The sequence below is a fragment of the Salegentibacter chungangensis genome (genome assembly GCF_042678405.1).
Taxonomy (GTDB): Bacteria; Bacteroidota; Bacteroidia; order Flavobacteriales; family Flavobacteriaceae; genus Salegentibacter_A; species Salegentibacter_A chungangensis.
In genome coordinates, this window is record NZ_JBHTLI010000001.1 from 447,903 (window position 1) to 461,204 (window position 13,302).

At 39.6% G+C, this 13,302-nt stretch carries 12 protein-coding genes and 1 tRNA gene; 3 read left to right on the plus strand and 10 right to left on the minus strand.

Translation table 11 applies throughout. The features are described from left to right. Positions 1 to 21: 21 nt before the first annotated feature. The 5 genes from ACFQ3Q_RS02000 to ACFQ3Q_RS02020 form a co-directional block, all read right to left on the minus strand. Positions 22 to 534, minus strand: a complete 513-nt coding sequence (locus tag ACFQ3Q_RS02000; RefSeq protein ID WP_380742407.1) for an OmpH family outer membrane protein — start codon at positions 532 to 534, stop codon at positions 22 to 24. 284 nt (positions 535 to 818) lie between these two features. After that, complete coding sequence (locus ACFQ3Q_RS02005; protein WP_380742409.1) at positions 819 to 1,649, minus strand: class I SAM-dependent methyltransferase; 831 nt, start codon at positions 1,647 to 1,649, stop codon at positions 819 to 821. A gap of 102 nt (positions 1,650 to 1,751) precedes the next feature. Continuing rightward, the gene (gene mnmG, locus ACFQ3Q_RS02010) at positions 1,752 to 3,623 is read right to left on the minus strand and encodes a tRNA uridine-5-carboxymethylaminomethyl(34) synthesis enzyme MnmG (protein WP_380742411.1); all 1,872 of its coding nucleotides are present in this window, start codon (positions 3,621 to 3,623) and stop codon (positions 1,752 to 1,754) included. Between the two features lie 19 nt (positions 3,624 to 3,642). Next, positions 3,643 to 4,062: an rRNA maturation RNase YbeY gene (ybeY, locus tag ACFQ3Q_RS02015; RefSeq protein ID WP_380745574.1), complete on the minus strand. Its 420-nt coding sequence runs from the start codon at positions 4,060 to 4,062 to the stop codon at positions 3,643 to 3,645. After that, positions 4,055 to 7,297: a DUF4175 family protein gene (locus tag ACFQ3Q_RS02020; RefSeq protein ID WP_380742413.1), complete on the minus strand. Its 3,243-nt coding sequence runs from the start codon at positions 7,295 to 7,297 to the stop codon at positions 4,055 to 4,057. Before ACFQ3Q_RS02020 ends, ybeY begins: the two co-directional genes overlap by 8 nt. Before the next feature lie 191 nt (positions 7,298 to 7,488). On the opposite strand from ACFQ3Q_RS02020, the gene gltX reads away from it, so the two are divergent. Next, the gene (gltX, locus tag ACFQ3Q_RS02025; RefSeq protein ID WP_380742415.1) at positions 7,489 to 9,006 is read left to right on the plus strand and encodes a glutamate--tRNA ligase; all 1,518 of its coding nucleotides are present in this window, start codon (positions 7,489 to 7,491) and stop codon (positions 9,004 to 9,006) included. 80 nt (positions 9,007 to 9,086) lie between these two features. Here gltX and ACFQ3Q_RS02030 read toward each other — a convergent pair whose 3' ends face one another. The 4 genes from ACFQ3Q_RS02030 to ACFQ3Q_RS02045 all read right to left on the minus strand — a co-directional run bounded on the left by ACFQ3Q_RS02030 (position 9,087) and on the right by ACFQ3Q_RS02045 (position 11,867). After that, positions 9,087 to 9,320, minus strand: coding sequence for a DUF6327 family protein (locus ACFQ3Q_RS02030; RefSeq protein ID WP_380742416.1), 234 nt, complete (start codon positions 9,318 to 9,320; stop codon positions 9,087 to 9,089). A gap of 3 nt (positions 9,321 to 9,323) precedes the next feature. Further along, positions 9,324 to 9,674 (minus strand): phage holin family protein, encoded by a 351-nt coding sequence (locus ACFQ3Q_RS02035; protein WP_380742418.1) that lies wholly within the window; start codon positions 9,672 to 9,674, stop codon positions 9,324 to 9,326. 8 nt (positions 9,675 to 9,682) lie between these two features. Continuing rightward, the gene (locus tag ACFQ3Q_RS02040) at positions 9,683 to 10,057 is read right to left on the minus strand and encodes a YtxH domain-containing protein (protein ID WP_380742420.1); all 375 of its coding nucleotides are present in this window, start codon (positions 10,055 to 10,057) and stop codon (positions 9,683 to 9,685) included. Between the two features lie 130 nt (positions 10,058 to 10,187). Further along, positions 10,188 to 11,867 (minus strand): glutamine--tRNA ligase/YqeY domain fusion protein, encoded by a 1,680-nt coding sequence (locus tag ACFQ3Q_RS02045; protein WP_380742422.1) that lies wholly within the window; start codon positions 11,865 to 11,867, stop codon positions 10,188 to 10,190. A gap of 156 nt (positions 11,868 to 12,023) precedes the next feature. Between ACFQ3Q_RS02045 and folB the strand changes: the two genes are divergently transcribed. Both folB and ACFQ3Q_RS02055 read left to right on the plus strand, forming a co-directional pair. Next, positions 12,024 to 12,380, plus strand: a complete 357-nt coding sequence (gene folB / locus ACFQ3Q_RS02050; RefSeq protein ID WP_380742423.1) for a dihydroneopterin aldolase — start codon at positions 12,024 to 12,026, stop codon at positions 12,378 to 12,380. Between the two features lie 51 nt (positions 12,381 to 12,431). After that, positions 12,432 to 12,502 (plus strand) — tRNA-Cys (locus ACFQ3Q_RS02055). 62 nt (positions 12,503 to 12,564) lie between these two features. Here the strand turns inward: ACFQ3Q_RS02055 and ACFQ3Q_RS02060 are convergent. Then, the gene (locus ACFQ3Q_RS02060) at positions 12,565 to 13,293 is read right to left on the minus strand and encodes a LysE family translocator (RefSeq protein WP_380742425.1); all 729 of its coding nucleotides are present in this window, start codon (positions 13,291 to 13,293) and stop codon (positions 12,565 to 12,567) included. Between the last annotated feature and the right edge of the window lie 9 nt (positions 13,294 to 13,302).

The following is a 13,302-nucleotide window of genomic DNA, read 5'->3' on the forward strand; positions in this document are numbered from 1 at the left end:
TGATGGAATCTTATTTAAAGATTATTCCTTTTCGTACTCTTCATTAAGATTGTTCAGGATCTCTTCGGTTATATCCAAACCTTCTTCCGCATACATGATGTTTGCAGATTCGTTAGATCCAAATATGTAAGTGTACCCCTTATCTTTTCCATAATCCTTAACATAATCTTTCACCTTTGTAACGATAGAATCGATAACCGCATCGCTTTCCTTTCTTAGCTGCCCGCCTTTCATTTGCTGTTGCTGCTGCAGCATTTGCTGTTTTTGCATAAGCTCCTGCTCTTTTTCCTGGCGCTGAGACTGGCTCATAGAACCTCTTTCTTCCTGGTATGCCTGAACCTCCTGTTGGAAAGCCTTGGCTGCAGAATCAAGTTGTTGTCTTACAGAATCAGATTTAGTGTTGAATTTAGCTTCAACATCTTTCATCTCTTTATACTCCTGGATCAATTTGGTAGTATCTACGTAGGCTGTTTTTTGTTGGGTGCAAGAAGTTAGAGCAACTAAAAGAACACCAACTGCTAAAATTTTTTTCATCATTTGGATTATTTGTTTCAAGCAAATGTAATAAAGTATAAACTTTTGGATAGCGGAAAATGAAACTGAAATAAGTCTTAGGTGAAAAAATTATAAATCTTTAATCGAAGAAATTTATATCTCAAATTTAAGTATAACGTAAATTGATGCTAAAAAAGAAGCGAATAGAATTTTATTATAAAAACTCGTAAGATTAAAGCCGTATACAGGCGTTTTTAAAATCCCAAAGCAGAATAACACCATTAGAGACATAAAAGTGGCTTAAATCGCCTTATTTGGAGTTTTTAAGCCTTTTTGAAGAAATAAACAAGGGAGGAGTACTCCCCGGAGGTTGCAGCCTTTAAATTTGAAACAAAGCCGCGGTAAAATGCTTTTGGAAAATTCATCTTCCCGCTTTTGTATTTTTCGGAAAGAAGGCTCACATAAAATGAATCGAATTTCAAGGGGCGGGTTTTTAAAAGTTCGAAACCGTGATTTCTGAAGATCTCCTTTATTCCGTTTGGGGAAAAATGCCAAAGGTGTCTCGGCACATCATAGGCCGCCCAGAATTCTCCATAAAATTCTGCATCGTGACTTTTAAAATTCGGAACGGCGATCACAGCGATCCCGTTTTCATTTAAAAGACTCTTCAGGTTTTCAATATAAGATTCTATATCGGGAATATGTTCCAAAACATGCCACATCGTGATCACATCAAAATTATGAGAGGTGATCTCCGAAACATGCTTTTTAAGGATCACTCCTTTGCTCAAAGCTAAACTCCGGGCATCAGGATTTGGTTCTACTCCTTCTACTTCCCAACCACTCATTTTTGCCCGGTCCAAAAAATCTCCTGTACCTGCCCCGATATCCAAAATTTTTCCTTCGGTATTGAATTGAGATATCCAGGCAAGTTTTTTACCGAGCATATAATTTTTTACGATCCGATAAACCTTATCCTTTAAATTATCGGTGGCATCGGTATGAGAAATATAGTCCTCACTTTTATAATAATCCTCAAGATTTTCAGGAACGGGTCTGGTTTCTAAAATATCAAGATCCGTTCTTTGTACAAGTTCAAAAACCTGATCGCTTATCAAATGATCTTTACATTTTAGAAACACTTTTTTCTCCATTAAACCGAAAATTTTCTCCGAGAGATTTAATTAAAATAATTACAAAAGTAAGATAGCAAAAAGTATAAATTACAAAATAGTTCCACGTGGAACATCTCGTTTTTATCTTCCCATATAAACTAAAAGAACCGAAATATCATTAGGGCTCACTCCGCTGATTCGTGAAGCCTGAGACACACTTGTGGGCTGCACCTTATTTAGCTTTTCCCTGGCCTCGTAAGACATCGATTTAATATTGGAATAATCAAATCCCTGTGGAATTTTTACATCCTCCAGTCGGTTTAACTTATCGGCATTGTTCTTTTCCTTTTCTATATAACCGGAATACTTAACCTGAATTTCGGTTTGTTCAAGCATTTCTGTATTGAGGTCGTTTTCCTGAATGTACTCCTCTACCCCGGGAAATTTTCTGATATCTTCCATCTCAATATTCGGTCTTGAAAAGACCTTGAATATCTTATCGCTTTGTTTCATTTTGGAAGAATTATTTTCTTCCAGAACAGGGTTTGAATATTCAGGCGTTACACTTTTTTCCTTAAGGAAATTTACAAAGTCAAGAGATTTCGCCTTCTTCTCTTCCATTTTTCTCATACGGTCTTCGGAAGCCAGACCCATCTTATAAGATCTTTCCGTTAACCTGAAATCGGCATTGTCCTGTCTTAATAAAGTTCTGTATTCCGCTCTCGAAGTAAACATTCGGTATGGCTCTTCGGTTCCTTTTGTAATCAGGTCATCTATAAGAACACCAATATAAGCTTCATTCCTTTTCAGGATAAATTCTTCCTTTTCCTGAATTTTGAGGGCGGCATTTATACCGGCCATTAATCCCTGGCAACCGGCTTCTTCATACCCGGTAGTTCCGTTTATCTGTCCGGCAAAATATAAACCTTCCACAAGTTTTGTTTCAAGTGTATGTTTAAGCTGGGTTGGCGGGAAATAATCATACTCTATAGCATAACCCGGTCGGAAGAATTTCACATTTTCAAAACCTGCAACTGAACGCAAGGCATTAAACTGAACATCTTCCGGGAGGGAAGTAGAAAACCCGTTTACATAAACTTCTACGGTATTCCATCCTTCGGGTTCCACAAACAACTGGTGTCTGTCCTTATCTGCAAAACGGTTGATCTTATCTTCTATAGAAGGACAGTATCTTGGGCCAATACTTTTAATCCTGCCATTAAACATAGGAGACCTGTCGAAGCCTTCTTTTAATATTTCGTGAACCTCGTTTGAGGTGTAGGTCATATAACAGGAGCGCTGTTTGCTAAGCGGTTTTGTCTCATCAGAAAATGAAAATTTTCCCGGAACATCATCTCCGGGTTGTTCTATCATTTTTGAATAATCCAGGGAACGACCATCAACTCTTGGAGGTGTTCCCGTCTTCATTCTCCCCGCTTCAAAACCTACATCGATAAGATCCTTTGTGATTCCGGTAGCGGCTCTTTCTCCTGCTCTACCTCCTCCAAATTGTTTATCCCCAATATGAATTAACCCGTTCAAAAAAGTACCATTGGTACAGATCACGGTTTTGGCTTTTATCTCTAACCCAAGTGAAGTTTTCACTCCTTTCACCTGGTCATTTTCTATGATAAGGCCTGCAACCATTTCCTGGTAAAAATCGAGATTTGGAGTTTGTTCCAAACGTATCCTCCAGTCTTCAGAAAATCGCATTCGGTCACTCTGCACTCTTGGACTCCACATTGCAGGGCCTTTAGATTTATTGAGCATTTTGAACTGGATCGCACTGGTATCACTAACGAGCCCGCTATAACCACCAAGGGCGTCGATCTCTCTAAGGATCTGCCCTTTTGCTATACCACCCATAGCAGGGTTACAGCTCATCTGCGCGATATTCTGCAAATTCATCGTAACCAGTAAAGTTTTACAACCCATATTTGCTGCAGCTGCAGCGGCTTCACTTCCTGCGTGACCGGCACCTACTACAATAACATCATACTCCTTTTCAAACATAAAATCTCTGCTTTTTCTATTAATGTTCCACGTGGAACATTTCGATTTTCTCGTTTTCTTTTTGTCGCATCAAAGCGGCTTCACTTTCAGATTTATCCTTATATCCGCAAAAATGAAGAACACCGTGGATCATAACCCGTTTTAATTCTTCTTCAAAAGACACCTCATATTGTTTGGAATTTTCAAGCACCCGTTCGGTACTTATAAAAATATCCCCCTGCAGGGTGTCCCCCACACAATCATCAAAACTAATTATATCGGTATACGTATCGTGATCGAGATACTTAAGGTTGATCTGATGCAAGTACTCATCGTCACAAAAAATATAACTCACTTCTTCCAGGTTCTTACCTTCCGAAATGATCACTTTTTTGATCCAGTCTGAGAATTGCTTTTCAGCTTCCAGCCTGAAATCATTCTCATAATAAAAATTAATTATTCCCTCGTTCAAAATAACGCCGTACTTTAGTTTTGTAATTTTGGCGCAAAGGTAATATTTGTCTGTTTAATATTTCAGTTGAATTGAAATATTCTTTAGCCCTAATATTTTGATTATTAACAGGATTACTGTATTCATCTTCAGCTGTATTCGAACGTCTTTTAGTGTCTTCGCCTTGCCTGATCCTCGCCTCTTCCAGCTTTAATAGCTGATGCTTAAGTTGAGAAGCCCTTTTCAGGCTCTCTTCATTAATCCCTTTTTCCAACAGTTCCTCTTCAAGCCTCTCCATAGCCTTCTCCAAGGCATCCGTATTCCCGTCCTTTCCTTCCTTCTTCATAAGTTCATCCAATTCCCTGCGTATTTCCTGCTGTTTTTGATACATTTCAAAAATCCTTCCCTTCTCCTCTTCAGATTCTGGACTTTCCTCTCCCTGCCCCTGGCCCTGCTTTTGCTTTTGCATACCTTCTTTCATTTCTTCTTCCAGGGATTCCTGCTTTTTTATTATATCACTTAATTGAAATTCCTCCTGGCCTTTTCCCTGGCCTAATTGAGGATTAGCCATTTGTTGCAAGGAAGACAGAATATTACTTAGCAAGTATGCGAGATTATTGGCGCCCGTCACCACATATTGCTGACTGGCCGTACCCTGCGGCACAAGGTTTTCAGATAGACGTTCCAAAGATTTTTCAATATCAAATTCAATATTGGTAAGATTCTCGGTAATCTGTTCATTGATCATCGGATTTTTTAAGGCAAGGCTATACAAACTATCATCAATATGCCTGAAATGCTCCCTCAGCACACTCTGCTGCTTTAGTTTTTTTGCATAAACCGGATTGTCCTGATCAAGTCTTTTAAAATTCTCCAGTAGCTCTTCCTGTTCAAAAGAAAAAGTTACCAGGTTTTCAAGGATCTGTCTTAGGCTTTCGATATCAGCTTTCAATTGTTCACCTCCCTGCATCGACTGTTGCTGCTTCATTTTCCCGGCCATCTTGCGCATCTTTTTGGCAGCTTCTTTTTGTTTTGGAGAAGCTTCACCGGGCTTAGATTCTTCGAGCTTTTCCCGGGCTTGTTGCTGATCCTTTTTAATACTCTCCTCCTCTATTTTATCCCGGTCAAGATCCACGGGTTTTTTAAGCCTTTCATTATCTTCTTCCAGCTTATCCATTTCCTCCTGAAATTCCTCAAACTCCTTATTTAATCGTTCCTGTTCTTCCGGAGAATTTTTCTCCTCTTCTTCTGAAAGGTCTTCCTGTTCCTTTGCCAGTTTCTGAAGATCGCCGGATAGTTTTTGACGTTTCTCTTCTATGTAATATTTCTTGGTAAGTTCAAGAAGTTGCTCCAGATTGCGTTTATCGGTCTTATTGTTTTTAGATAATTCTTCCAGCTTTTTACCCAGTTCTTCCCGATTAATCTTATCTGAGAATTCCATAAGTTCTTCCAGAAGTTTTTCATTTTCCTGAAGTCTTTCTTCATTTTTTTCGAGCCTGTCTTTCAGGTTTTCTTCAAGTTTATTTTGTTCTTCAGCTTCCTTTTCTTTTTCAAAACTCTCCTTCAGCTTTTCAGAATAATTCTTCATCATTTCCATCTGCCGCTTTTGCCTTTCGATGAAATCTTCCAGTTTTTTACGCTCATTATAGCTCAGCTCTTCCTTTTCCTTTTGAAGCCTGTAGATCTCATCCAGCTCCTCTTCAGCATCTTCATAATCTTCTATACTCTCTCCCAGTTTACCAATATTGTCTCTTTGCTGTTGCAGATTCTCTTCACGAAGTTCCTCAGCCGATTTCTCTCTGTAAGAAAAAACTGATGATTTAGAAGCTTTGCTGCCATTCACCGCATCATTATCAAATACCCGGAAATAATATTCATAATTAGTGCCTGCCTTTAGCTGAAGACCCCCGGGAAATGTATATAAAAACTCTCCGAAGGTTTTTCCCGAAACCGGAATTTCGCTCAGCCTTAAACTATCCTTTTCCCCCACCGGATAATAAACCAGTTCAAGTTTCCTAAGCCCATAGTCATCCGAAACCTGCCCTTTAAAATACCTGGTAGAATTATCGATGCTATCTGTTTTCATTTCCAGGTCGATTGATGGATACCGGTCCTTTACAACTTCTATTAAATATTCAATATTTTCATAATCCTGTATAAATTCGTTGGCAGTGCTAACCTCATAATTATAATCAGAGAAAAGCCTCTTTTCAAATCTGAAGTCATTTTCCAGGGTCACCGTAGTATCTCTTGTGGCGATCTTAATACTTTTTGTAGACCGGGTATTGAATTTCCAGGTAATAAGGCTTCCTTCGGGTACGCTGAAGTTTCCATTGCCGTTAAGCTTTTCATCCTGTTTTCCGGTGTAAGCAGGATAATCGGCATCGATCTCAAAACTGAGAAGCTTGGGTACCGCAATAACATCAATTTCCTTAATACCTGAATTGATCCCATTGGCAGAGAGTTGAAATTCGGTCTTATTCTTCAGTCTTTTAAAGTCGTATTCAAACAACCCCGGAGAAACAGACTTCAGGAAATAAGTCTGCCCATTGAAATGAATGGAGGCAGTCTCGGGGATAAGTTCCCCTTCAGTCCTTACCAGTAATTTGAAGTTCTCATTCTCCCTTACCCGGAGTTTATCATTCTGGATCGTAAACCTGAAAGGAGCCGGCGGTTCATAGGTCTTATTATAATGCACTACCCTGTCTACCCCGTCCCTAAATATCACCGAATTTCCCGTAAAGACAAACACGATGATTATAAGCACCGGAAAAACGGCAAATTTCAGGTATTTGAGACTCGATTTGAAATCGATTGCCGAAGCAAAAGGAACAGGTTCCAGTTCTGCTGATTTTTGTTCGATGCCCGCAAGCAGAAGATCAGATTTCCTGGCATCCTTTTTCAGCTGAAGCAGGTTCAGTAATTTATCATTCACCTCCGGAAAATGTTTCCCGATTATCCGGGAGGCTTCTTCTTCATTAATTCCTTTTGAAAATCTGAAAAGTTTTGTGAGTGGAATTATGATAAAAAAAGTAAAAAGAACCAGTTCCACTCCAATAAAAAGAAAGAATAAGATACTTCTCCCCAACCGGTTCAGCCAGAGAAAATATTCAAGCGAAACAACCAGGATAAAATAGAGCAAGCCAATAGCAGCGAACAGAATTAATCCTTTTAGCAACTTGTTCCTGTTGTATTTTTGGATAAACTCCTGAAGTTTTTTTTCTATAATCCTGTAATTTCCCATTCTTCCTGCCCCTGTTTCCACTTAAAAATACAATAAATAAAATTTACATTATTACCGGCTATCCATAAGTTTTATAAAACCCGGCGATAGCCGCACTTTTTGTCTGAATTTACCTATTTAAGCAGTATTAAAAAAGCACAATTTAGGATTGGATTAATAAGGTTGTATCTTTGCCCGTAAAAAGTGAGAATATGTCAGCTAAAGTACGTGTAAGATTTGCACCAAGTCCAACGGGACCCTTGCATATTGGCGGGGTGAGAACGGCTTTATACAACTATTTATTTGCAAAGAAACATGATGGAGATTTTGTGCTTCGCATTGAAGATACCGATCAGAACAGGTATGTGGAAGGAGCCGAAGATTATATAATTGAATCCCTCAACTGGTGCGGAATTCCATTTGATGAAGGTCCGGGAAAAGAAGGGAATTACGGTCCTTACCGCCAGAGCGAAAGAAAGCATCTGTATAAGGAATTTGCAAATAAGCTCATTGAGACCGGCCAGGCCTACTATGCTTTCGATACTGCTGAAGACCTTGATAAACATCGAAAAGAACACGAAGAAAAAGGAAAAACCTTTATCTATAACTGGCATAACAGGCAGAAGCTGGATAACTCGCTTGCCCTGTCTGAAGAAGAGGTACAAAAGAAACTTGACAATGAGGAGGCTTATGTGATCCGCTTCAAATCTCCTGAAAGTGAACTCCTTCATATCAAGGATGAAATTCGCGGTGAAATGGAGATCGATACCAGTATTCTTGATGATAAGGTGCTGTTCAAAAGCGACGGAATGCCAACATATCACCTTGCAAATATTGTAGATGACCACCTGATGCAGATCACTCATGTGATTCGCGGTGAAGAGTGGTTACCTTCCCTGGCACTGCACGTGATGCTTTACAGGGCATTTGGATGGGAAGCGCCTAAGTTTGCCCATTTACCGCTTATTCTTAAACCTCAGGGGAAAGGAAAATTAAGTAAAAGGGACGGAGACAAATTAGGATTCCCTGTATTTCCTCTGGAGTGGAAAGATCCAAAAAGCGGAGAAGTTTCCGCGGGCTATCGTGAAGATGGTTACTTCCCTGAAGCGGTGACCAATATGCTGGCCTTCTTAGGTTGGAATCCCGGTACAGAACAGGAATTCTTTAAACTTGATGAATTGGTCGAGGCCTTTGAAATTTCCAGGGTTCATAAAGGCGGGGCCAAATTCGATCCTGAAAAAACCAAATGGTTCCAGCAGCATTACCTCAATGAGGCAGATAACAAGGTGCTGACCGAAAAATTCCAAAAAGTACTTAAAGACAAAGAGATCTCTGCAGACGATGAGTTTGTGGAAAAAGTAGTCGGTCTCATTAAAGAGCGTGCGGTCTTTGTTGCCGATATTTGGGATCAGGGATATTACTTCTTCATCTCTCCTACTTCTTATGATCCTAAAAATGCAAAGAAAGCCTGGAAAGTGGATACCAATGAGCTGATGGAAGAATTAATGGAAGTTCTTAAAGCCGAAGATGACTTTACAGCAGATAAGCTTTCCGATAAGGTAAAGGGCTGGATAAAATCTAAAGAGATAGGATTTGGTAAAGTAATGCAACCTTTCAGAATTTCACTTGTAGGAGCATTACAGGGAGCCGATCTTTTCATCATTGCTGAAAGTATAGGAAAAGAGGAAACGCTTAGACGTATAAAAAAGGCGATGGAAACTTTAGGCTAAAAGTTCTGAAGAAATAAATCCAAAAGAAAAAGCCTTTGAAGTGATCTTCAAAGGCTTTTTTAGTACTGTATAAGAGGTTTTTAGTGTTTAGAGGAGGTAACTACCCTCTTCACACCAAAAATCTTGGCTACGGCTTTTAAAACCAATGCTTTTTGTAAAACGCTTCCAAAGATGCTTCCTATCATAGAAACAGGCGACAAACTATCTTTAGTTTGCTCAAAGGTAAGCTTGATCTCCTCTTTATCGATCTGGGTCTGAAGTTTAAGAATTTTCAGGTCCCTGTCTATCTCTTCAAAAGAACTGTATTGTTTCATAGGTTATTCGTTAAAGAAGACTCTTGAGAATTTTACAAGAAGGAATTTTTCTATTGGTTTTCTGGCAAATACCAGAATGATCACAAAAAGCAAAAGATAAAATCCGCCTACAATAAAGTATCCGGCACTTGGCACACCAATAGCCTCACCAATGGCAATTGCCACGGCGAAAGAAATAAATATAAAGGCAAGAGAAATCACGCTGCTCAACACCATGAACCTGACGAGAGAAGTTACTCCCTTCATCGATTGCTTGAAGAATTCAAGTTTGTAATATTCAGAATTGCTATGTGCAAATGCCTGAATATTCTCGTTTAGTTCATGTATACTGTTGGATAGTTTTTCAAATGCCATAGATAAATTTAAACTACTGCTTTGTTAGCTTTTGTTTTTCCCTGCTCTTCCTTAGCGTCCCTCTGCAATTTTGCGTTTTGTTTTCTTAATTCCTCGAGCTTGGTTTCCATTGCTGCTAGGATATCATCAGCTTTATGGCTTGCAGAAGAAAGGGTTTCCTCTAAACGCTCTTCAAAATCTAAACGAGCCTTTTTGGCTTTATCACTAAGATTAGAACTTGTTTCGTGATAGCGTTTATTTAGTCTGTCCTGAGCTTTTCTTGCATCGTCCTTAATTCTCTTACGGGTTTTGTCTCCGCTCTCAGGTGCATAAAGCATTCCAATTCCGGCTCCGATCGCGGCTCCGGTTACCAATGCTAAAAGTGTACTTCCTGTATTTGCCATAATTCGTTAGTTGTTTTTAGTTAATACTTCTCTCAAAGATACATGATGGCTTATAGCCGCCTTGTTAACAAGCGGTTAATATGTTAAAATACTTTACTAAAATATTCTTAAAACAACTTCGGGTATAAAATTACTTTTTCTTCTTAGCCCAGGAGTCACGTAAGCCAACAGTCTTGTTCATCACCAGTTTTTCTTCCGAAGATCGCTTATCTACACAAAAATATCCTATACGCTGAAATTGGTATTTTTCCAACACCGTAGCGTCCTTCAGGCTAGGTTCCAGATATCCGGTGATCACTTTAAGCGACTCAGGATTAATAAATTCCATAAAATCCTTATCCTTATGTCCGTCTGGAGCCTCTTCATAGAACAACCTGTCGTAAAGCCTGATCTCAGCCTCCAAAGCGTGTTTAATGGATACCCAATGCAGGGTCCCCTTTACTTTTCTTAGGGATTCTTCAGTACCGCTTCCGCTCTTACTCTTAGGATCGTAAGTACAGTGAATTTCGGTGATATTACCTTCAGCGTCCTTCACAACATCCTCCCCTTTGATAATGTAAGCGTTCTTTAACCTAACTTCTTTCCCAAGGGTTAACCTAAAGAATTTACGGTTAGCACTTTCTTTAAAATCTTCCCTTTCAATATAAAGTTCTCTCGAGAATGGAATTTCTCTGGATCCTGCTGACTCATCTTCAGGATTATTTTCAGCGTGTAGCCACTCTTCTTTACCTTCATCGTAATTGGTGATCACCAGCTTTACAGGATCTAAAACTCCCATAACCCTAGGTGCGGTTTTATTCAGATCTTCCCTGGCGCAAAATTCCAGATGCGCAACATCTATCATATTTTCCCTTTTCCCAACTCCAATAGAATCGGCAAAGTTCTTTATAGCCTGCGGGGTATAACCTCTTCTTCTTAGTCCCGAAATGGTAGGCATCCTTGGATCGTCCCAGGATTCTACGACCCCTTTTTCCACCAAGTGCGCAAGTTTTCGCTTACTTACCACGGTATGACTTAAATTTCTTCTGGCAAACTCCCGTTGTTTAGGAGTAAATTCTCCCGGCTTGCTTACTTTGTTTACGAACCAGTTATAAAGTTCCCTGTGCGGAAGAAATTCCAGCGTACAAAACGAATGCGAAACCCGCTCTATAAAATCGCTTTCTCCGTGCGCCCAGTCATACATCGGGTAAATTTTCCAATCTCCTTTGGTACGATGATGTTCTTTATGAAGACAACGATACATCACAGGATCGCGCATCAGCATATTTGAAGATGCCATATCGATCTTAGCCCTTAAAACGTGGCCTTTTTCCGGCGTATCCCCATTCTTCATCTTCTCAAAAAGATCCAGGTTTTCCTCAACGCTTCTGTTTCTATAAGGACTCTCGGTACCCGGTTGCGTTGGAGTTCCCTTTTGCTCGGCAATCTCATCTGAAGTCTGGCTGTCTACATATGCATCTCCGTTCTTTATCATTTCCACCGCCCAATCATACAATTGCTGAAAATAATCTGAAGCATAGCATTCCTTAGCCCATTTAAATCCCAGCCAGAGCACATCGGTCTTAATAGCATCTACATATTCCTGCTCCTCCTTCATTGGGTTGGTATCATCAAACCTCAGATTCACCGGGGCATTATACTTTTCACCCAGTCCAAAATTCAAACAAATGGAAGAGGCGTGACCTATATGCAAATATCCATTAGGTTCAGGAGGAAAACGGAATTTCAACTCCTCCCTTTTATGCGTGGTCTTCAAATCTTCTTCTATGATCTGCTCAATAAAATTAAGCGACTTCTTTGCTTCAGCCATAATTGAAATTAAATAAAGCGCAAAGTTATCAAAAATTAGAACGCTTCAAGCATCCTTAGGGACTTAAGAAGTTATTATTTTGAAATGGCTTCAGAATAAATTCTATAAATAATTGACTAAAGTTGGCGGCAGTTATATCTTTACCAAAAAATTGAGGTGGGAAGTATCAAATTAAAGAACATAAAAGTATTCGCTTATCACGGTTGCCTGGTCGAAGAAGGCAAGATTGGCAGTGATTACCGCGTAGATTTAAAGGTAAAGGGAGATCTTTCAAATTCGGCTAAAACCGACTCCCTTAGCGATACTGTAGATTACGTACATTTGAACAAGATCGTAAAGGAAGAAATGGCGATTCGCTCAAAATTGCTTGAAAATGTGGCTGAAAGGATCATAAACCGTGTGTTGGAAGAGATCATTTTGGTACAAAAAGTGAAAGTAGATGTTTCAAAGATAAATCCCCCAATTGGCGGAAATGTGGCTATGGTTACGGTAAGCCGTAGTAAATCCCGTTAGTTTTTGGTTTTAGAACTTAAAATTTTATTACATTTGCCCTCCGAACAAAACGGCATCGTGGCCGAGTGGCTAGGCAGAGGTCTGCAAAACCTTGTACAGCGGTTCGAATCCGCTCGATGCCTCAAAAAAAGCTTCCTGAATTTCAGGGAGCTTTTTTTATTTTGATCTCTTCTTTAACTTCAGATTATTTCTTCTCGAACTGCTTTAAGGAAAAACTTTCCTCCAAAGAATCTCCCGGAGTGATGGTTTCAATCTGATCCTTTAGATTATCCACCTGTTTCGGAAATAAGCCCTGGCTAACCAGTACTCCGCCAAAAAAGACCAGCATTACGCTAATCCCTTTTTTCATAAAATAAATACGGTTGGGAGTAAGTTTACGGTTAAGCTTCTTTGCAAGAAGGATCTTGAAAACATCAATTACCAAATACGTTCCCAGGACCGAACTGAAAAAAACAAGAATTCGATCATATTCCATTTCCATTTTTGGAGCAAATACGATCACCACTCCCAACCAGAAACCCAGAACGCCGATATTGATGAAGTTGATAAGAAAACCTTTGACCGCAAGTCCCAAATAATCGCTTTTGCTGAGCTTTCTTATCTCCGGGGTCTCATCCTCCGGCTGAAACACTTTTTTGGTCTGTATAAAGCTCATAACCCCATAGGTGGCCAGAATAACCCCTCCAAAGATAAATAGCGCGGGATCGTCCTTTATTCTGGAGAGCAGTTTGGTGGTACTCAAATATGCAATACACAGGAAAACTATATCTGCAGCAATAACCCCTAAATCAAAAGAAAAAGCTGCTCTAAATCCTTTTATAGCAGCAGTTTCCAGCAACACAAAAAATACCGGACCCAGTAAAAAGGCCAGGAATATTCCTAAGGGTAATGCAGCCAATACGTCTTCTAACATACCATTGTA

What these genes read in the sequence shown, in the direction of transcription:
- ACFQ3Q_RS02005 (WP_380742409.1), bottom strand. Translation starts at nt 1,649, where the DNA reads ATGGAGAAAAAAGTGTTTCTAAAATGTAAAGATCATTTGATAAGCGAT.
- gltX (WP_380742415.1), top strand. Translation starts at nt 7,489, where the DNA reads ATGTCAGCTAAAGTACGTGTAAGATTTGCACCAAGTCCAACGGGACCC.
- ACFQ3Q_RS02030 (WP_380742416.1), bottom strand. Translation starts at nt 9,320, where the DNA reads ATGAAACAATACAGTTCTTTTGAAGAGATAGACAGGGACCTGAAAATT.
- ACFQ3Q_RS02035 (WP_380742418.1), bottom strand. Translation starts at nt 9,674, where the DNA reads ATGGCATTTGAAAAACTATCCAACAGTATACATGAACTAAACGAGAAT.
- ACFQ3Q_RS02040 (WP_380742420.1), bottom strand. Translation starts at nt 10,057, where the DNA reads ATGGCAAATACAGGAAGTACACTTTTAGCATTGGTAACCGGAGCCGCG.
- ACFQ3Q_RS02000 (WP_380742407.1), bottom strand. Translation starts at nt 534, where the DNA reads ATGAAAAAAATTTTAGCAGTTGGTGTTCTTTTAGTTGCTCTAACTTCT.
- mnmG (WP_380742411.1), bottom strand. Translation starts at nt 3,623, where the DNA reads ATGTTTGAAAAGGAGTATGATGTTATTGTAGTAGGTGCCGGTCACGCA.
- ACFQ3Q_RS02020 (WP_380742413.1), bottom strand. Translation starts at nt 7,297, where the DNA reads ATGGGAAATTACAGGATTATAGAAAAAAAACTTCAGGAGTTTATCCAA.
- ACFQ3Q_RS02045 (WP_380742422.1), bottom strand. Translation starts at nt 11,867, where the DNA reads ATGGCTGAAGCAAAGAAGTCGCTTAATTTTATTGAGCAGATCATAGAA.
- ACFQ3Q_RS02060 (WP_380742425.1), bottom strand. Translation starts at nt 13,293, where the DNA reads ATGTTAGAAGACGTATTGGCTGCATTACCCTTAGGAATATTCCTGGCC.